Below are 17,735 nucleotides of genomic sequence, written 5' to 3' on the forward strand. Positions count from 1 at the left end.
CGACGGTCGGTCATTCCAGAACCACGAGCAACAATAGCGTTCCCACCAGCAGGAAAACGACCGCACCGACCGGCTGTCCGCCGGTTGCGAACACGTAGATGGCGTATCCGATCCCGGCCGAGACAATTCCGACGGCGAGACTACCAGCGACGTGGAAGAGCTCCAGTCGCGTCGTGTCAGCCCCTCTCCCCAGCTGTTTGCCGAGGCCGATCGCGAGTCCGGCTGCGTCCCATGCGATAACTGCGAACACGACACCGGCGAGCACCGAAACGACAGGAGCACCCTGGGCCCCCGCGACGATTCCGGCGATTACGAGGCCGAAGCCACCGATCGTCACTGGAGCGGTCGTGCCGCGAACGAGCCCGGCCAACAGCAGTACCAGGCCGACCGCCCCAGCGAGGAGCCCACCCCACGAGTAGAACCCGGTCACGACGAACGAAAAAAGCGCCGCGAACGCCGACAGGCCGCTCCCGACGGTGGTTGACGATCGGTCGATCGGCCTCGTAGCTTCCTCGCACTTTTCCGTCACGGCTGCCTCCGTGCGGCGTACCTCGCGAGTGCTACATCGAGCGGTTCGTCCCAGCTCCAGTCGACGACGGGGATACCGGCGTCCCGGAGTGTTGAAACGTGAAGCGTTCGGGCAATCCCAGCGAGTCGATTCCCCGCGGAGCGATTGCTCGTCGAATCCGGACTAACGACGGTTACGGGGTGTCCCCGTGCGTCGAACTGACGCGCGATTCTCCGGGTACTCTCGTCGCGAAGCGGCGTCAGAAACACGAGTTGAGTGCCCGGTTCGAGACGCTTGCGGAGCGTCTTTCGCCACCGCCAGGAGATTGTTTTCTGCTCTTTCGGGACCGGGGTAAACTCGGGATCGGTCGCGAGTAGTTCGCGGGCCTTGTTCCGGTGTTCGATCCCGGAACTCGGCGGCAGCCAACAGGAATCGGAGCCGGCTGCGGCAATACCGACGCGATTGTCTGCGCTCTCGATTTTCGAAAACAGCTGTCCGGCCGCCTCGACCGCCCGGTCGACGGCGTGATCCGCCCCAGGATGTGGGGCAACGTACGCCGACGATCTCGCGTCGACGAGCAGGACGACAGTCGCAGCGCGCTCCTGTCGGAACTCGATCGTCGTCAGTTCTCGGGTCCGTGCACGGCGGTTCCAGTCGATGCGACGTACCGGATCCCCCGGACGATACTCCCGGGTCGTCGAGAACTCGATCCCCTCTCCCGTCTGGGACGTTTTCTCGCGACCGACGAACTGCTCGGTCGTTTTCCGAAGGGGAAACGGTTCGTTTCCCGCCGCAAGCGGAGGAACACACCTCAGTGTCGAGTCCGACGAGTACAGCCGTACGGCTTCGATTTCCCCCGAGAGGTTTCGCCCGATGACGTGTGTCGGCCCGAACGTATGCACGCCCCGTGTTGCAGTGATCGAGTACGAGAACGTCGTCTCCTCTGCTGGCCGAAGCGCAGTCCCGCACCGAGGGGAGCCGTTCTCGACGGCCAGTGCTGCAGGAACGCCGTCGACGACTCGGACATCGGGGAGAATTCGGTCGGTGGTGTTCCTGACAGTTACTGTGATCGTCACTTCATCGCCCGGCTCGGGCGATTCAGCGTCGAGTTCACGGTCGATCCCGACCTCGCCCGGCGGGAGAACCGACGACCGAGCATAGGCAGCGTAGCCGATACTGACGACGCCGACGAGAACTACTGCCGGCTGTTCGACGAATACTCCGATTCCGATCCCCAGCAGTGCGATCACACTGACCCCCTCCCAGTGTCCCGTGGAGTGAGCACCTCTGGCCACTGCTCGTTTTGCCCCCTCTTTCAATCTGCCCCGACCCGTCGTCGACGGCTGCCGTTCAGTGTCGTCATCCGGCACGCTGGTTGCCTCGGTATCGTGATCCCTGTTTTCGGCAGTGTCATCCGTCGATTTCGACCCGTCGGTCACGACGGCGTCGATCGCATCGACCGTGTGTCGAATCCGTCGCTGATATCCCGATTCTCGACGCAACGTGTTCCACACGCGATCCCGGAGTGGCACGGACGGGGCATTCTCACCACCCAAAAAGGAAGCGGCATACACGTCGTCAGTCCACGTGCCTGCTTTGACTCGTCGTTTCGCTTCCGTCTCCGTCTTTCCCGCAAACTGCACCAGAACGGCAACCGCTGCAGCAGAAAGGCCCTCGTCGCTACGCACGCGGGCAATCTGGTGACGTCGGTCCACGAACTGCTCGAGGACCGTGTCGAAATCGTCCCCCGGTTGCGGCGCCGACACCGACCGTTCCGGATCCGGTGTCTTCGCCTCGTCGAGCGTGGATCGGTGACGCCGTCTGGCAATTCGTGCCGCCTGCACCAGCGCCAGCACGCCGATCACCGAGACGACAATCCGGCCCGGACTGAACGGAACGGCCGCCGGCGAAACGATTGCCAGGACGCCGACGGTCAGCGCTGTGATCCCGAGCAGTAAGGAGAGCCGTCGAGTGTTCACGACTCTTCCTCCGTGTATCTCGTTTCGATGCGCCGGAACGTTCTGATCGCCCGTCGTTCCCGTTCGGGAGACGGCTCTCGTTTTCCGTATCGAACGTCCTCGAAGAGTCGAGTCAGCAAGTACACGTCCCTTTTACCGAACCCCGCTTCGATCGCGGCACTCGCGAACTCTTCGGGCGTGCTCGTTTCCGGATCGGAGACCTCGAGTAACTCGGTCATCTCTCTCCAGGCGCGGTAGACCTCGTTGTCGACGTTCCCCTCCCGGGTTAGACGCTCCGCAGCTCGACCGGCGGCTCGCCCGACGGCTGCCCGGTCGATCTCCTCGTCGGCTTCGTTCTCCTGTTGTGCGTTCGATTCGTTCTGGTCTGTGGTTCCGGTCAGGAATGCGACGGTTGTTGCGAGGAGTGCACCCGCGAGCACGAGCAGGAGTAGTAACGAGGGCAATGAGGGCTGGTCGGCCCCTCCTGGATTCCCTGGGTCTGCTTCGAAGGGCGCTCCGTTCGTGGGCTCCATAAGCGGTGGAATCGGCGGGAGAGATGAGGGTGTAATCAACGCGGCGAGCAGAGACAGTACTCCGAGAATCACGGCAACCGCGAGGAGAATCCCGAGTGCTGTTCTCCAGTGGTAGTACAGATACACCACCACAACGAACACAACCAGAAGTGCCAGCAGTGTGAGAAACTCCGAGAGGTACGGTATCTGTAACGTCTCTCCGGGCGATGGGCCGGGATCCGGTGGCGGCGCCAGACCGCCAGTAGTGCCGCCCCCGCCATCGTCCGGCCCGGGGAGACCATCCGTCTCTGGAAGGACGGTCGACTCGATCGTCGCCGCGACCAGGCCAACAGCGAAGATAGCGAGGACTGCAATCAGTCCCGACCGAGTCGTGTCGTTCATGGAGGTAGTGTGGACGTAATGCCGAGTACATATATTGGCGTTTGGGTCATCGGCGTTTGGGTCGCCGAGTGCTGTCGTCGGGCAGCCGTCCGAACGCTGTGAGAGCGTCGCGACAGAACTTTTTCGCCTGAGGATTTCGGTAGGGACGTGACTTCAGAAACACTGACAGACGAAGCCCAGTACGACTGGCTCACGCTCGAGGCCGACGAGGAACTGCTGTGGTCGAGTCGGCCACACCGGAGTAGTCTCGTCCCCGCATTCGTCGTCGGAATTCCACTCTCTATTGTTCTCATCGGGCTTGTGATCCTGCTCGGAGCGTATCTCACCTACAAGAACACGAACTACGTCGTCACCAGCTCTGGGCTGTACAAGAAAACCGGCATTCTCTCGCGGGACGTCCAGAAAATTGGGTTCGACAAGGTGCAAAACATCTCTTACAGCCAGAGTGCGATCGGTTCTTACTTCGGCTACGGCGACGTTCAGGTGAGTACTGCCGGAAGTTCGGGCGTCGAAATGACGTTCCGAAGCGTGCCGGCGCCGGCGGACGTCCAGGAGCTCATCGACAGCCGGATCGAACGCGGGGAGGACCGCAGCGACGGCGAAAAGGAGGACGTCCTCGTCGAAATCCTCTCGGAACTGCGTGCCATTCGCCACGCCGTCGAGGAAGGAAACGACGGAACCGAGGAAGGAAACGACGGAACCGAGGAAGGAAACGACGGAACCGAGGAAGGAACCGAGAGCACCGACGGCGACCTGACGGAACGATGAGTTCGGTGGCGGCCGACGACTGGCGTCGGTTCGACGAGGAGGCCGTGTTGTGGGAGGCGACACCGCGAACGACACGCGCGCTTCCGGGCATGGGACTAAGCGTCGCCTTGCTCGTGGGCGTGTTCTGGCTCGCAGTCACCGTCAGCGGTTGGGCGCTGGTGCTCGTTCCGGCTGCGGCCGCTCCCGGGTTGTTCCACTACTTGCGCGTGGTCACGACCGCGTTCGTGTTGACAGACCGGGAGATCACTGTGAAAACTGGAATCCTCGGCCGTTCTGTTCGAAGCGTCGAATACAGCCGCGTCCAGAACGTCGGCTATTCACAGGGGGTCACCGGCTCGGTGTTCGGGTACGGCACCGTCGAGATCGAAATCGCCGGCGGCCGCGATCTGCAACTGTACGACGTGTACGATCCGACGGAGCCGTACGAAATCGTCCGGGAATGTGCTACCGGAACGGCCACCGAGATCCCGGGGTCGCTCGAGACGTGGGAGGCGATCCGCGAGGAAGTGACGGCGTTACGGGAGCGTATCGAGTCTCAATAGCGAGACGGAGTAATTCACCCCGAGTCAGAACGGGATTTTCACTCGCGATCGTTCTCCCGGGCAACGAGCGTCGATACGCGTGCGTTCTCCTTTATACGAATGCCCGATCCGCCGACGGCGAGGGGAACTCGAGGCAGTTCGTTCACCTGGAGCGTCGGATGGAACACACCGCGTTCGAGTAGTTCCTCGCGGGTCTGGAGCGTGAACGTCCTGTCATGGGTGAGGAGTGATTCGTTGTATTCGAGGAGGTACTGTCCGGCGTCCAGGTGCCACCACTCGTAGTCGTCATCGGGGTGTCGCTTCCGGCTGTCGTGGGGGGTTGTTTCAGCGGGCTCCAGTTCGCCGCCGCCGAAATCGACTCTCCCGGGACCGTCGACGTCGTACACGCTTGCCACCGTCAGATCGAAGCCGCGATCCCGGCGTTGGGTCGGTTCGTGGACGATTCCATCCAGGATCTGCGTGTACACCACCATATCGATATCATATGCGGCCAGCCAAGTTGAGTGTCGGGGTCACACCGTTCGTCTGTGTTCGTGTTCCAGGAAAGCGAACGGAAACTGAACCCGACGGACGAAACTCGCCACAACCGCGCCGGGTTTCCGAACCGCTACGGATGCGCGTAGTAGACGACCGATTCTTCCTCGCCGTGATCGTCCACGCGGACGAACCCGACACGTTCGAACTGGATCATCTCGTCGACCGCGGTTTCCGCGAAATCCGGTTCTGCAACGCCACGGACGTCGCCGTCGGGCGTCCGCATGCGGACTGCGACACCGCCGTCGGCCGGGGTCCAGTGGATCACGGGAACGCCCTCCTCGCGCACGGCGTCGATGTCGTCGCCGGTCGGGACGAACGCGCCGTCGTCGCCCTCTCCGGCGTCTCCGGCCTCGTATCGCACGCAGCCGAACCCCTTTAGCCACGTTCGCTCGCCGGCGTGCGGCATGTCGTCGTCCTCGATCAACACCGCGTCGCCGACGGGAATCTCCCGCTGACCTCGGTCCTCGTGATCCGGGTGCCGCGGCGGCGTTCCGACAGCCGATCCGTCGGGTTCGTTTTCGCCGTCCCGGACTGGCACTTCGACGGCGGGCGCCCCTGCCCGGTCGCGCACCAGGAAGTAGCGGTCCGCCTCGTCGTCCACGAGATCACGGTTGTTCGCGTACACCGTCGACATCGCGAGATCAACGTCCGTGGTCGACATCCCCAGCCCGATCATCGCCTCGACGATCGCCTCCCCGCGGATTCCGCGTCGTCGAACCGACGCGAGTGTTGGGGCGCGGGGATCGTCCCATCCGGTCAGTTTCCCTTCGTCGATCAGGTCTTTGATCGTCGAGGTCGACAGTTTCACGTCGTACTCGTCGATCTGGACGTGCCCCCAGTGGAGGACTTCGGGATACTCCCAGTCGAAGTAATCGTAGACGAACCGCTGGCGCTTCGCCGAATCCTGGAGGTCGATCCCGCGGATGATGTGTGTGACGCCAGTGAGGTGGTCGTCGATCCCCGATTGGAAGTCGAGCATCGGCCAGCAGCGGTAGTCGGCAGCCTTCGGTCTGGGATGGGGCGTGTCGATGATCCGGAACGCGACCCAGTCCCGCAGGGCGGGGTTTTTGTGTTCGATGTCGGTTTTTACCCGGAGAACCATCTCGCCGGGGGCGTACTCGCCGTCGATCATCGCCTCGAACTCCTCGCGAACCGTCCCGGGATCCTTGTCCCGGTTCGGCGAGGGTTTGCCGGCGTTTTTCAGCTCGGAGAACTCCTCGGCGGGCAGATCACAGGTGTACGCCCCGCCGAGGTCGATCAGTTCGCGGGCGTGCTCGTAGTACGTCTCCAGACGGTCACTGGCTTTGAGTACCCGATCCGGTTCGAAACCGAGATAGTCGATGTCGTCGAGGATCGCGTCGTAGGCGTCGAGATCCGGCCGCTTCGTCTCGGGGTCGGTGTCGTCGAACCGACAGATGAACTCCCCGTCGTACCGATCCTTGTACGTGCCGATCACGGCGGGCATGCGGGCGTGTCCGAGGTGCCACGGCCCGTTGGGATTGGGGGCCGCACGCATCACCACCTCACCCCGCTCGGCGTTCGGCAGCTCCGGCAGCACGCCCTCCTCGTCCTCCACTTTTGCGTCGAGTTCTTCGACCATCTCGGGCGCGAGGTCGGCCAGCCGATCCCTTCGTTCGCTCTCCGAAAGGTCGGCGACTTCCGCAACGACGCCGGCGACGACGCCGGGAACCTCGTCGCCGTGGGGTCTGAATTCGGGGTTCTCTCCCATGAGTGGCCCAATGATCGCGCCGACATCCGGATCGCTCCCGTGCTTGAGGGCGTTGAACAGGGCGTGTCGTTTCGCCTCCGCTCGGACGCGCTCTTCGAGTGTTTCGTCCATTGACGGAGGCTTCGCCTGCACGCAGTAAAAAGGGATCCGAAGACGCTCGGATCCACAGACGCGCTCCTGTAGGAGCGGAGCACACCCGGGTAGGGGCATCTGCTCGTTCGGATGCCGCGAGTAAAAGTCGACCGTCGTTTTTGACCCGACAATACCGACCAAATACCGCCTGTACCGTGAACGATCCCCGGGTTTTAAGCGTGCCTGTAGTGCCGGACCACATCCGACATTTAGCAGTCGACTCTGTGACTGGATGGATCGTGACCGTCACGAACCAGGACGAGAGACAGCTTTTTCGCTCCGAGACTGCTTCGTTCGGTCATGGACACGGGCGAGGGCGTCGTCCGATCGCTGTTCGAGGATCCGGAGCGGTTCGCCGCGATTCTCGACGCCGACGGGACCGTCCGCGAGATCAACGACGCCGCTACCGATCGTCTGGACACGCCGCGGGAACGGCTGGAGGGAAAGCGATTCTGGGCGCTCCCGTGGCACGGCGGTACCGAAAGCCGGCGAAAGCTCCAGCACGCTGTCGGTAGCGCGTCGAGCGGCGAGTACGCGAACGTCGAGGCGACGGTGGAGCCGCACACGAACGGCGCCCCTGGTGGCGACGGAGTCGCCGGGACCAAACTCGAGTTCCGGCTCCAGCCGATCGACGGAACTGACACCCGGGCGGACGGCTGTCGCATACTCGTCCAGGGGACGGTGCAGGCGGAGCGGGAACGACTCGAACGGGAGCTACGGGAATCCGAGGAACTGCATCGGGTTACGCTCGCTAACATGACCGACACGGTGCTCGTGACGAACGACGACGGCGAGTTCACGTACGTGTGTCCGAACGTTCACTTCATCTTCGGCTACACAGTCGAGGAGATCTACGAGTTCGGTACGATCGACGCGCTCCTCGGCGAGGACCTCTTCGACAGACAACAACTGGAGTCGAAGGGAGTGCTCACCAACCTCGAATGTACGGCGACCGACAAGGACGGGAAGGAACACGCGCTGCTTGTGAACGTCCGAACGGTGTCGATTCAGGGAGGGACAACGCTGTACAGCTGCCGGGACATCACCAAACGGAAACAGCGCGAGACCGCGCTGACTCAGTTACAGGAGACCAGCCGCGAACTGCTGTACGCCGAGACGAAACCGGAGGTCGCGACTCGGGTGGCGAAGGACGCGACGACTGCGCTTTCGGAAGGCGGCGTCGCGCTGTATCGGTTCGACAGCGAAGAGAACGTTCTGTATCCAATGGCGGTGTCTCGGCCGCTGTTGCGGGCTGCCGGATCGCTGCCGGACGTGAGCCTGGATCAGCAAACCTGCATCAGCAGAGCCTACGTCGACGGTCGAACGACCTCACGAACCGACGTGGGCGAAAGCGACCTCCCGGACAGTTTGCTCGGGACCCTGTCGGGCGTCGTCGCCGTTCCACTGGGCGATCACGGCGTGTTGCTCGCGGCTGTCACGGGGGATGCAGATCTCACCGACGTCGACGTGGAGATCGCCGAACTGCTCGCGGCGACGGCCGAAGCGGCGTTCGACCGCCTGGAACGGGAGACGCAGCTCCGGGAGCGCGACGAGACACTCAAAAAGCGAAACCGGCGGCTGTCGGAGGCGAACCGTCTAAACGAGATCATCCGGGAGATCGACCGGATCCTTGTGAACGCAGACTCCCGAGAGGAGATCGAACGTGGCGTCTGCGAGCGGCTGGCCACGAGCGATCGGTTCACGTTCGTGTGGATCGGGGAGGCCACTGCGCGCGATCGTCGCCTCCGGCCGCGGGAATGGGCCGGGGACGGCAGCGGCTACCTCGACGATGTCTCGTTGTCGGTCCAGGACGATATCGGCGTTCAGGAACCGACACTCCAGACCGCACGGAACCGGTCGACGACGGTCGTCCCGAACGTCGCAGACATCCTCCAGGAGGCCGACTGGTGCAAGCAGGCAGTCTCCAGACAGTTCGACTCGATCATGTCGGTCCCGCTTTTGTACGACGACGTCCTGTTGGGAACGCTCACGGTCTACGACGACGAGCCCGACTCCTTTAGCGACACCGTCCGATCGGTGTTCGAAGAGCTCGGTGCGACGATCGGCTCGGCGATCAACGACGTTCAGCGGAAGGAAGCGCTCCAGAGCGACACCGTCTTCAGGCTCTCGTATCGTCTCGAGGATCCGGCATCGATCCTCTCGCGGCTGGCTGGCAGCCTCGATTGCCGCCTCGAGGTCCGAAGCGAGGTGACGCGTGCTGACGAGAGCACGGTGGTGTTCGTCGACGTCGACGGCGTCTCCCCGGAAGCGGTCGCGTCCGAGGCTGCCGAACTCGTTTCCGTCCGGGACTGTGAGGTGATCCGAACGGGGGACGATAGCGGTCTCGTCAGCCTGACTGTCGACGAGCCGTTCGTGACCTCGCTGCTCGCGAACCACGGTGCGACGCGCAGAACCCTGACGGCCACTCCGGACGGGCTCGAACTGGTCGTCGACGTTCCGGACGCGTCCACCTCGCGGGCAGTGGACGAACTGCTCTCCACGCAGTTTGCGGAGGTCGAACTGACTGCACGCCAAAAGCAACTCCGGTCGAGAGACACCGACCGCGACGTGGGGGCGCTGTTGACCGCGAGACAGGAGGAGGTGGCCCGAGTAGCCTACCACAGCGGTTTTTTCGAACCTGACAGGGACGTTTCCGGGCGCGAGATCGCGGAGACGCTGGACATCTCGCATACGGCCTTTTACAACCACATCCGGCGGGTCCAGGACAAACTGTTCACGTCGCTGTTCGACGGCGGCGACGGGTATATAGAGGTTGAATAGTAAACACCCTCATTTCCGTCCAGGGTTTACAGTTCAACCTGTGCAGCTATCTTCGGGTAGTTCTTACCCATTTTTGTAACAATGTGTCGCGACGCAGCTTACGACGTCGACGGGCGCTCGGAGTACGAATGTTCCAAATGCGGCCGGACCGTCACCGCGGCGAGCTACCCCGGCGACTGTCCGGAGTGTGCAGCGCCGTTGCGCAACCGAGCCACACCGTTCGAGTAATTACCCTCCATGTCTCAACTAGCGACGATGGAAGCTACTGGTGAGGAATCCGAAAACGAATCTGCGCTCGAAACCGCAAGACGTCAGCTGCGCGAGGCGGCCGCCCACGTGGACATCGATCCCGGCGTGATCGAGCGACTCAATCACCCGACCCGCGTCGTCGAGGTGTCCGTGCCGATCAAACGCGACGACGGCTCAGTCGACGTGTTCACGGGGTACCGCGCACAGCACGACGACGTTCGTGGCCCCTACAAGGGCGGCATCAGGTATCATCCCGACGTCTCTGCCCAGGAGTGTGTCGGGCTCGCGATGTGGATGACCTGGAAGTCCGCGGTGATGGATATCCCGTTCGGCGGCGCGAAAGGCGGTGTGGTCGTGAACCCGAAGGAGCTCTCGACGCGGGAAAAAGAGCGGCTCACCCGTCGGTTCGCAGAGGAGATCCGGGACGAGGTGGGACCACACCGGGACATCCCCGCCCCCGACATGGGGACCGACGGGAAGACGATGGCGTGGTTCATGGACGCCTACAGCATGCAGGAGGGCGAGACCTCCCCCGGCGTCGTCACCGGGAAACCGCCCGTCATTGGTGGCAGTCACGGCCGCGAAGAGGCGCCGGGGCGCAGCGTCGCGATCATCGCCCGGGAGACGATCGACTACTACGACATGGACATCCGTGACACCACTGTCGCCGTCCAGGGGTACGGGAGCGTGGGGGCAAACGCCGCCCGACTCCTCGACGACTGGGGGGCAAAAGTCGTGGCTGTAAGCGACGTGAACGGGGGGATCTACGACACCGGTGGCCTCGACACTCGGACGATCCCCTCTCACGAGGAGGAGCCCGAGGGAGTCATGCGCCAGGACGCACCCAACACCGTCACGAACGAAGAGCTGCTGGAGCTCGACGTTGACGTGCTGATCCCGGCGGCGATCGGCAACGTGCTCACTCTCGAGAACGCCGACCGGATCCAGGCCGACATCGTCGTCGAGGGGGCGAACGGCCCAACGACCTCGGGCGCCGATCGGGTGCTCGAAGAGCGGGGAATCCCGGTCATTCCGGACATCCTCGCCAACGCCGGCGGTGTCACGGTGTCGTACTTCGAGTGGCTCCAGGACATCAACCGCCGGAAGTGGTCGAAAGAGCGCGTGTACAACGAACTCGAGTCGGAGATGCTCTCTGCATGGGACTCGGTCCGCGAGGAGGTCGAAGCCGGCGACGTGCACTGGCGGGACGCCGCGTACGTCGTCGCCCTCGAACGGATCGGTGCAGCCAAAGAGGCGCGGGGACTGTGGCCCTGATCGTCGGTTCGCTCTCTTCCCGGGCGAACAGTTAAGTCCGGAGCCGGGACCATCCCGGCACGATGGTGCTTCGACGTCATCCGTCGGCGACCTGTAATCGGTGTGATTCGGCGTTGTACTACCGATATCTCGAGGAGTCTACTGGCTGGCAGATTTCCGTCACGTGTGATCCGGAGAAGGGGTGTGGCCGGGACGTCGTCTCGAAGCGTGCCCCGAGACACCACGTCGATCGACCGGAGGAAGCGCGGGCGGTCGCGAAACGCCTCGCCGGCGAACTGTGAGACGGAACGCAGTCCCGGAACCGTATCTATCGGGCCCTTTTTAACCCCCTGGGCGACAATAGCAGTTCAATGAGTACACCGTGGGACAGCTGGGACCACGTGCTGAAAGTCGATCCCGACAAGGATCTGGTGGCGGGAGAGACGTTCGCAGACGTCTGCCGGACCGGAACCGACGCCATCGAGATCGGCGGAACGCGCGGGATAACCGAAGAGAAGATGCAACGAGTGATCGAGGCGTGTTCTCGACACGACGTTCCGCTCTATCAGGAGCCGTCGAACCCGTCGGTGGTCATCGACTCCCCTGCCCTCGACGGCTACCTGATCCCGACAGTGTTCAATGCAGGAGACACCTTCTGGATCACCGGTGCCCACAAGGAGTGGGTTCGCATCGAGAACGGTCTCGACTGGGACCGCACCCACACCGAGGCGTACGTCGTGTTGAACCCGGATTCGGCGGTCGCAGAGTACACCGAGGCCGACTGCGATCAGTCCGCCGAGGACGTCGCCTCATTCGCCGCCGTCGCCGAGAAACTGTTCGGTCAGGAGATCGTCTATCTCGAGTATTCCGGGACGCTGGGGGATCCCGACGTCGTGTCTGCCGCCGCCGACGCACTCTCGAACGCGACGTTGTTTTACGGCGGAGGAGTCTCCGAATACGACGACGCCTATCTCATGGGGAGACACGCGGATGTCGTCGTCGTCGGAGACCTGCTCCACGAGGAGGGCGTCGACGCGGTGCGCGAAACGGTCGAGGGTGTGAAAGACGCCCACGCCGAGTCGTCGCAGGTCGACGCCGCGGGGCCGGACGCGGAGTGAGAACTCGGGACCGGATACTTTTAAGTCGGCCCTGGTGGAGGCCAGAACGTGCGACTCGTCCACCGTCGCGGTCCGCCGGACGCACGCGAGGAACGGACACTGGCCACGTCGGTCGAATTCGCCGACACCACGCTCCAGCAGGCCAGGGGGCTGATGTTCCGGCGATCGATTCCCGACGACTACGCGCTCGTGTTCCAGTTCGACCGCCCGGAGACGCGAACGCTTCACATGCTGTTCGTTCCGTTCCCGATCGACGCGGTCTGGCTCACGGGACCGGAGGTGGTCCGCGTCGAGCGACTCCGCCCCTGGATCGGCTTCGCCCGGGCGACTGCCGACACCGTGATCGAGCTACCGGCCGGTGCGGCCGCCGACGTGAGTCCTGGAGACACGGTCGACCTTCTCGAGGAAAACGCCGAGTAGGTCATCTACTCGGGGGAGAAAACCTCGGCCCGGGCGTCCGTGACGATCCCGTACTCCGCCCGGTCGACCGACGAAGGCGGCGGATTCTCGCCATATCGGGCGTGCAGGCTGGCCCGAACTGCCTCCCGAACGCAGGCGCGGGCCGCGTTTCCGACGGGGGTCGCGCTTCCCGAAAACCCCGTCTCCGGTCCGGACGGGTCAGCGGCGACGACGACTGCGTCGCTGGTTGTCCCCGGCGCGCCGATTTCGAAACACAGCGTCGCGGCTTTCGCTTCGGCCGCCACTGCCACGAGGTTTGCGAGTGCCCCCTCCGAAAGCGCGGCGGTTGTTCCGACGACGAGATTGACCGTTCCGATCGGGCGGTCCCACTTCCCTCCGTCAGGGAAGTCGGTTCCCACCGGATCCATCGGGAGCTCGGCGAGATTCGACACGCCGGCGGTCGCGTACGCCTCTACCGGCCCGAGTCTGGCTCCGCGTGCGTTCTCCGCGTCGACTCCGGTCAGGAGTATCGGTGCTGTTCGCCCGATCTCATCGGCCGGAAGGTCGACTACACCTGCGGCCGCCAACCGGTCGGCGACGTCGAGGGCGATCTCGTCGGGATGCCAGCCGTCCGGAACGGTGACGCTGTAGGCGGCGTCGGCGACGCGGCGCCCGCCGCGCCAGCCGGTGGACAGCCAGACGGTTTCGGGTCGCTCGATCTCGAGGATCCCCCCGTTGGTGCGGGCCTCAAACATCCAGCGCCTCCAGCATCCGGTCGTTCGCGTCTGGCCCTTTTATTGCAACCCGAACGTGGGAATCGAGCCCGCGGAAACTCCGCGCGTCCCGAACCGCGACTCCCCGATCGCGGGCGGTTTCCACGACTTCGTCGACTGTCCGTCCAGACGGAGAGACGTCGAACAGCACGTACGGCGCAGCCGGCTCCGAGGGCGGCGGAGAGACGGTATGGAACGCCGTCGAAAGCCGGCTCCAGATCCGTTCGCGCTCGGATTCGACCGATTCGCGGGTCTCTTCGACGAACGGATCGCCTCGCAGATCCGCTGTGAGACAGTGCGTCCCCACGCGGGCGGCGGGTGTCGAGAGGTTCCACGGTCGTCTCGCGGTTTCTATCCGTCCGCCGAGTCGGGCGGTCGCGACCGCGTAGCCGACCCTGATCCCGGGGAGCCCGAACAGTTTGGTCAGCGACCGGGCGACGACGACACCCTCGGTTCCCGCAAGCGACGGGGAATCGAGGAATCCGAGGAATGCCTCGTCGACCAGGAGGAGCGTCCCGGCGTACCGACAGCGGCGTGCGAACTCCCGTAGTCGAGCGGGATCCGGAAGCTCCCCTGTGGGGTTGTTCGGCGTGCAGACGACCGCGAGTGCGTACGGTTCCGGATCCGTCTCGAGCAGTTCGTCCTGTTCGAGGAACGTGGGTGTCCCGCCCTGGAGCCGGACCTCGCGCTCGTATTCGGCGAAGCTCGGTGCCGGAACCAGGGCGTCGTCGCCGGGCGAGACGGAAACCGAGACGGCGAGCCTGATCGCAGCCAACCCGCCCGGCGTGACGACGACGTTCGCGGGATCGATCCCATCGGGTGAAGCGTCGTCGGATTCGATGTCCCGATCAGCGTGGGACCGGTCGAGGAATCCGGCGGCGGCCCGCCTGAACGCGTCGTATCCGTCGTCAGGATATCTGCGGGCGTCATCGAATGCGGCCTCGTATATTTTCCGAGTCCCCGTCGGGGATCTCGGGTTCGTGTTTGCGCTGAAATCCAGCAGGTCATCGCGTTCAGTGCCACCGTGTATCGCGCGTTCGACGCCGTCGATCGAGTGTGGGTCCATCTACCGTTCCTCCACCGTACAGAAACGTTCGGCCACGCGAACGTCGCGTTTGCGGTTCACGTTCACCGCGAGCCGTGCGTCCCAGGTCCGGAAGCGTCCATCCCCGGAAGCGGTTTCCCCGCCGTCGGACCCGCCCACGTCTGTCGTCTCCCGTTTGGTGTGGTCGACTGCGACCACGTTGAGGCCCGCCGGTATCCAGGGGGCGTCGCCGTCGATGCTCACACCGAGTTCCCGCTTGAGCGCAGCCGGAACGACCGTCGTGGCCGATTGCACGCGAAAGACATCGCCGAGGGATCCGTCGTCGCCACCCCGAGAGTCGTCCTGTGCGTGCGCGATCAGACGTTTTATCGGTCCTGAAGCGAGCAACGGGAGGTCGGCGACGGCAGTGAGAACGGGGGGTTCGACCGGCCCCTTTTCGAGAGCGGTCTGTAGATCGGAAACGTAGCCGTTCCCCGGCGTCTCGATGCACGGCAGTTCACCCTCGAGGTGCGATCTGGTCGCCGGTGCGTGCGGCGATACAACCGCGTAGACCTCGTCGACGTGGCTGTTCTGGAGAGCGTTTCGGACCCGATCAACCATGGGTGCGCCGCAAATCGGTACGAGGGGCTTTTCGGTGTCGGATTCGAGACGGGTTCCCCGCCCGCCACACATCACGAGAGCGTCCATGCGATCACCCCCACGTGCAGGCCGACGAGTCTGGCAACTTCGTTTGTCGCGCCGAACACGTCGCCGTTGACGCCGCCGAGCAGGCTGTTCGCACGGGACGCGAGGAGCCAACCACCCAGGACCGCCCCGACGAGGGCGCCCGTGACGGGAAGTATGGCGCCGACGGGAGCACCCACCGCGACGACCGGCAGTGACACGACAGCGGGAACCGCCAGATCGGCGCTTTCGGCGTTTTCCGTAAACGCCGACCCCAGCCCCTCGTGTCTGGCAGTGCCGACGCAGGCGATCCCTGCCATCGACAGCTTTGCACCGACTTCGGCGGCCATCACGACCCCGAACACCGCCACAGGGCCGACGCGTCCGAGCCCGTAGAACCCGAATGCGAGCGCGACGAGCGCGACGACAGCCACGGATACTGCGCCGACGCCGACGGTGGTGTCCTTCAGGACATCGGCCCGGTCATCCGGGTCGCCGTGGACGACGGCCGCGTCGCCGAGATCGATCAGGCCGTCCAGGTTGTTGATGCCGGTGATCGCATACACTGCGAACAGGCCGACGACAGCCACGCTCACGGTGGGGAATCCCAGTGCGACGACGAGGGCGACCGGCAACCCGATCGAGGCACCGATGAGGTACCCGGAAAGAGGGAACGCAGCCGGCGTGCGTTCGAACGCCTCCCAGTCTCGGGCCCCTCTGCCGATCGGGACGCGCGAGAGGAACCCGACCGCCCCGCGAACTGCGGGGAGCAACCCGGCGGTCATCCGAGCACACCTCCGAGTCCGAGCACCCAACCGCCCGAAAGCAGGAACGCCGCGATCGCGGCGCGATCGACGATGCGAACGCCCTCGAGCCCGCGATCGACGTCGGGAAACGCTGCCGCGGGGTTGAGAACGTACGATCCCGGCTTCTCGAGTCTGACGTCGGCGACAGCCGACAACGTCGCCATCGGCCACCCCGAATTCGGCGAAGGCGGCGCTTTCGCCCACCTACTGGCCCGACGGACTGCCCCGGGATCGAGCGAAACCGCCGCAATGAGAACTGCACTCACGCGCGCCGGAACCGCCATCACGAGATCGTCGAGTCGGGCGCTGGGGCCGCCGACGGCTTTCGATCGGTAGCCGAGCATCGAGTCGAGCGTGTTGACGCCTTTTACCCAGGCGGCGGCCGCCGCGGCGATCGGGAGCGAGACGAGCGCGCCGATCGCGAACGCCACGAGTGGGGCGACGAGCCCGTCCGCGAGGTTCTCCGCGGCGCTTTCGACCGCCGCGCTGCGGAGTTCTTCGGCGGCAAGCGGCTCCGAATCGCGGCCGGCAAGCGCAGGGAGTCGCTCCCTCGCTGCGACCAGGTCCGACTCGCTGTCGGCGATGACTGCCCGCGCCTCCGAGAGGAGCAGCCGGCGACTGAGTGTCACGAACAGGGCGATTCCGGCCACCACTGCGTCCGCGGGACCGGGCGTGATGTGGACGACAGCCCACACTGCCGCAGCCCCTGCCAGGGGAAGCCCCAGTGCGAGCGCCCCGACCAGCCCGGGGCGCGCCCACTCGCGATCCACGGTCGCGACGACCGTCCCGAACCAGACGACCGGATGCAGCCCTTCGGGGGGTTCCTCGATTATCGCGTCGAGGAGAAACGCGATCGCGACCGCGAGGGTCGCCGACGCGCCGACGGAAAGGCCCGCGGGAACGCTCATCGAAGACGCGACATCGATCATCGGGACTGCACCTCCGAGAGTCGAGTCGGGACCGCCGAAAGCGGCACATCCCCGAGCAGTATCGGGGTTCCGCCGATCTCCTCGATCCCGCCGTCAGTTTCGGGGTCGTCGCCGACGTGAACGAGGGCCGTCGGATCGACGCCGAGCCGGTCTGCGGCGGCCTCGAACGCCCGTGGGTCGGGTTTGCGGTAGCCGACGTCGACGCTCGCGAGGACGGCGTCGAAGCGGTCCCCCAGTTCGACCCGTTCGAGCGTGCGCTCGACCAGGCCCGGTACCGAACAGTTCGAGAGCACGCCAACCCGCCCGTATTCGTTGGCGGCATCGATCGCTTCCGTAGCCCCATCGCGCAGTTCCGCCCGTCGGTCGAACGCGGCCCGAACCGCGGCTGTGACGACGTCCTCCCCGCCGTATTCGGCCCCGACCTCCTCGAGTGCCGCCCGAACGTGATCCGGAAGGGGAAGTTCCATCCCGGGCTCGATTTCGACGTGGGGGGTGGCGTACAGTTCGCACCAGTTGTCGGGAACGGAAACCTCCCGTGCCCGGAGTTCCTCCGCGACGGCCCCTGCCGGATCTTCCGGGCGGGTGGTCGACACGAGGGTACCGAAGAGGTCGAACGTCACCGCGATCTGT

General features: G+C 64.6%; 19 protein-coding genes. 8 read left to right on the forward strand and 11 right to left on the reverse strand.

Annotated elements, in window-relative coordinates:
* Positions 1-10: 10 nt before the first annotated feature.
* Genes AArcSl_RS10980 through AArcSl_RS10990 form a run of 3 tightly spaced genes read right to left on the reverse strand, consistent with a single transcriptional unit; the run spans position 11 to position 3,380 of the window.
* Positions 11-529: a DUF7519 family protein gene (locus AArcSl_RS10980; protein WP_119819003.1), complete on the reverse strand. Its 519-nt coding sequence runs from the start codon at positions 527-529 to the stop codon at positions 11-13.
* Positions 526-2,487 (reverse strand): DUF58 domain-containing protein, encoded by a 1,962-nt coding sequence (locus AArcSl_RS10985; protein WP_119819006.1) that lies wholly within the window; start codon positions 2,485-2,487, stop codon positions 526-528. The genes AArcSl_RS10980 and AArcSl_RS10985 overlap by 4 nt, the downstream gene beginning before the upstream one ends.
* Positions 2,484-3,380, reverse strand: coding sequence for a DUF4129 domain-containing protein (locus tag AArcSl_RS10990; protein ID WP_119819009.1), 897 nt, complete (start codon positions 3,378-3,380; stop codon positions 2,484-2,486). The genes AArcSl_RS10985 and AArcSl_RS10990 overlap by 4 nt, the downstream gene beginning before the upstream one ends.
* A 147-nt stretch (positions 3,381-3,527) precedes the next feature.
* Between AArcSl_RS10990 and AArcSl_RS10995 the strand changes: the two genes are divergently transcribed.
* Together AArcSl_RS10995 and AArcSl_RS11000 are read left to right on the forward strand one after the other, a co-directional pair.
* Positions 3,528-4,148, forward strand: a complete 621-nt coding sequence (locus tag AArcSl_RS10995; protein WP_119819012.1) for a PH domain-containing protein — start codon at positions 3,528-3,530, stop codon at positions 4,146-4,148.
* A complete protein-coding gene (locus AArcSl_RS11000) occupies positions 4,145-4,690 on the forward strand; it encodes a PH domain-containing protein (protein WP_119819014.1) in 546 nt (181 codons plus the stop codon). The genes AArcSl_RS10995 and AArcSl_RS11000 overlap by 4 nt, the downstream gene beginning before the upstream one ends.
* A gap of 38 nt (positions 4,691-4,728) precedes the next feature.
* Here the strand turns inward: AArcSl_RS11000 and AArcSl_RS11005 are convergent, their stop codons facing one another.
* Both AArcSl_RS11005 and AArcSl_RS11010 read right to left on the reverse strand, forming a co-directional pair.
* On the reverse strand, positions 4,729-5,163 hold the full coding sequence (locus AArcSl_RS11005; protein WP_193588462.1) for a dCTP deaminase/dUTPase family protein: 435 nt from the start codon (positions 5,161-5,163) through the stop codon (positions 4,729-4,731).
* Between the two features lie 134 nt (positions 5,164-5,297).
* The gene (locus AArcSl_RS11010) at positions 5,298-7,067 is read right to left on the reverse strand and encodes a glutamate--tRNA ligase (protein ID WP_119819019.1); all 1,770 of its coding nucleotides are present in this window, start codon (positions 7,065-7,067) and stop codon (positions 5,298-5,300) included.
* Between the two features lie 321 nt (positions 7,068-7,388).
* Between AArcSl_RS11010 and AArcSl_RS11015 the strand changes: the two genes are divergently transcribed.
* From AArcSl_RS11015 to AArcSl_RS11040, 6 genes are all read left to right on the forward strand, one after another.
* Positions 7,389-9,869: a bacterio-opsin activator domain-containing protein gene (locus tag AArcSl_RS11015; protein ID WP_119819022.1), complete on the forward strand. Its 2,481-nt coding sequence runs from the start codon at positions 7,389-7,391 to the stop codon at positions 9,867-9,869.
* 81 nt (positions 9,870-9,950) lie between these two features.
* Positions 9,951-10,097: a rubrerythrin-like domain-containing protein gene (locus AArcSl_RS11020; RefSeq protein ID WP_119819025.1), complete on the forward strand. Its 147-nt coding sequence runs from the start codon at positions 9,951-9,953 to the stop codon at positions 10,095-10,097.
* Between the two features lie 9 nt (positions 10,098-10,106).
* A complete protein-coding gene (gene gdhB / locus AArcSl_RS11025) occupies positions 10,107-11,393 on the forward strand; it encodes a glutamate dehydrogenase GdhB (protein ID WP_119819028.1) in 1,287 nt (428 codons plus the stop codon).
* A gap of 62 nt (positions 11,394-11,455) precedes the next feature.
* Complete coding sequence (locus tag AArcSl_RS11030; RefSeq protein WP_119819031.1) at positions 11,456-11,674, forward strand: hypothetical protein; 219 nt, start codon at positions 11,456-11,458, stop codon at positions 11,672-11,674.
* Between the two features lie 69 nt (positions 11,675-11,743).
* A complete protein-coding gene (locus tag AArcSl_RS11035) occupies positions 11,744-12,490 on the forward strand; it encodes a phosphoglycerol geranylgeranyltransferase (RefSeq protein WP_119819034.1) in 747 nt (248 codons plus the stop codon).
* A gap of 48 nt (positions 12,491-12,538) precedes the next feature.
* Positions 12,539-12,910, forward strand: coding sequence for a DUF192 domain-containing protein (locus AArcSl_RS11040; RefSeq protein ID WP_119819037.1), 372 nt, complete (start codon positions 12,539-12,541; stop codon positions 12,908-12,910).
* 5 nt (positions 12,911-12,915) lie between these two features.
* Here the strand turns inward: AArcSl_RS11040 and AArcSl_RS11045 are convergent, their stop codons facing one another.
* From AArcSl_RS11045 to AArcSl_RS11070, 6 genes are read right to left on the reverse strand one after another with little or no spacing between them, the layout of a single operon-like run.
* Positions 12,916-13,644, reverse strand: coding sequence for an adenosylcobinamide amidohydrolase (locus AArcSl_RS11045; RefSeq protein WP_119819041.1), 729 nt, complete (start codon positions 13,642-13,644; stop codon positions 12,916-12,918).
* Positions 13,637-14,728 carry an aminotransferase class I/II-fold pyridoxal phosphate-dependent enzyme gene (locus AArcSl_RS11050; protein WP_119819043.1) on the reverse strand — a complete coding sequence of 364 codons (1,092 nt, stop codon included), beginning with the start codon at positions 14,726-14,728 and terminating at the stop codon, positions 13,637-13,639. Before AArcSl_RS11050 ends, AArcSl_RS11045 begins: the two co-directional genes overlap by 8 nt.
* Entirely contained in the window at positions 14,729-15,394 is a 666-nt protein-coding gene (locus AArcSl_RS11055; RefSeq protein WP_119819046.1) for an NTP transferase domain-containing protein, read from the reverse strand.
* On the reverse strand, positions 15,379-16,155 hold the full coding sequence (cobS, locus tag AArcSl_RS11060; RefSeq protein WP_119819048.1) for an adenosylcobinamide-GDP ribazoletransferase: 777 nt from the start codon (positions 16,153-16,155) through the stop codon (positions 15,379-15,381). The genes AArcSl_RS11055 and cobS overlap by 16 nt, the downstream gene beginning before the upstream one ends.
* Positions 16,152-17,105 (reverse strand): CobD/CbiB family cobalamin biosynthesis protein, encoded by a 954-nt coding sequence (locus AArcSl_RS11065; protein WP_245883212.1) that lies wholly within the window; start codon positions 17,103-17,105, stop codon positions 16,152-16,154. The genes cobS and AArcSl_RS11065 overlap by 4 nt, the downstream gene beginning before the upstream one ends.
* Positions 17,102-17,731, reverse strand: a complete 630-nt coding sequence (locus tag AArcSl_RS11070; RefSeq protein WP_119821930.1) for an HAD family hydrolase — start codon at positions 17,729-17,731, stop codon at positions 17,102-17,104. Before AArcSl_RS11070 ends, AArcSl_RS11065 begins: the two co-directional genes overlap by 4 nt.
* Positions 17,732-17,735 lie beyond the last annotated feature (4 nt).

This window comes from Halalkaliarchaeum desulfuricum (assembly GCF_002952775.1).
Lineage (GTDB): Archaea > Halobacteriota > Halobacteria > Halobacteriales > Haloferacaceae > Halalkaliarchaeum > Halalkaliarchaeum desulfuricum.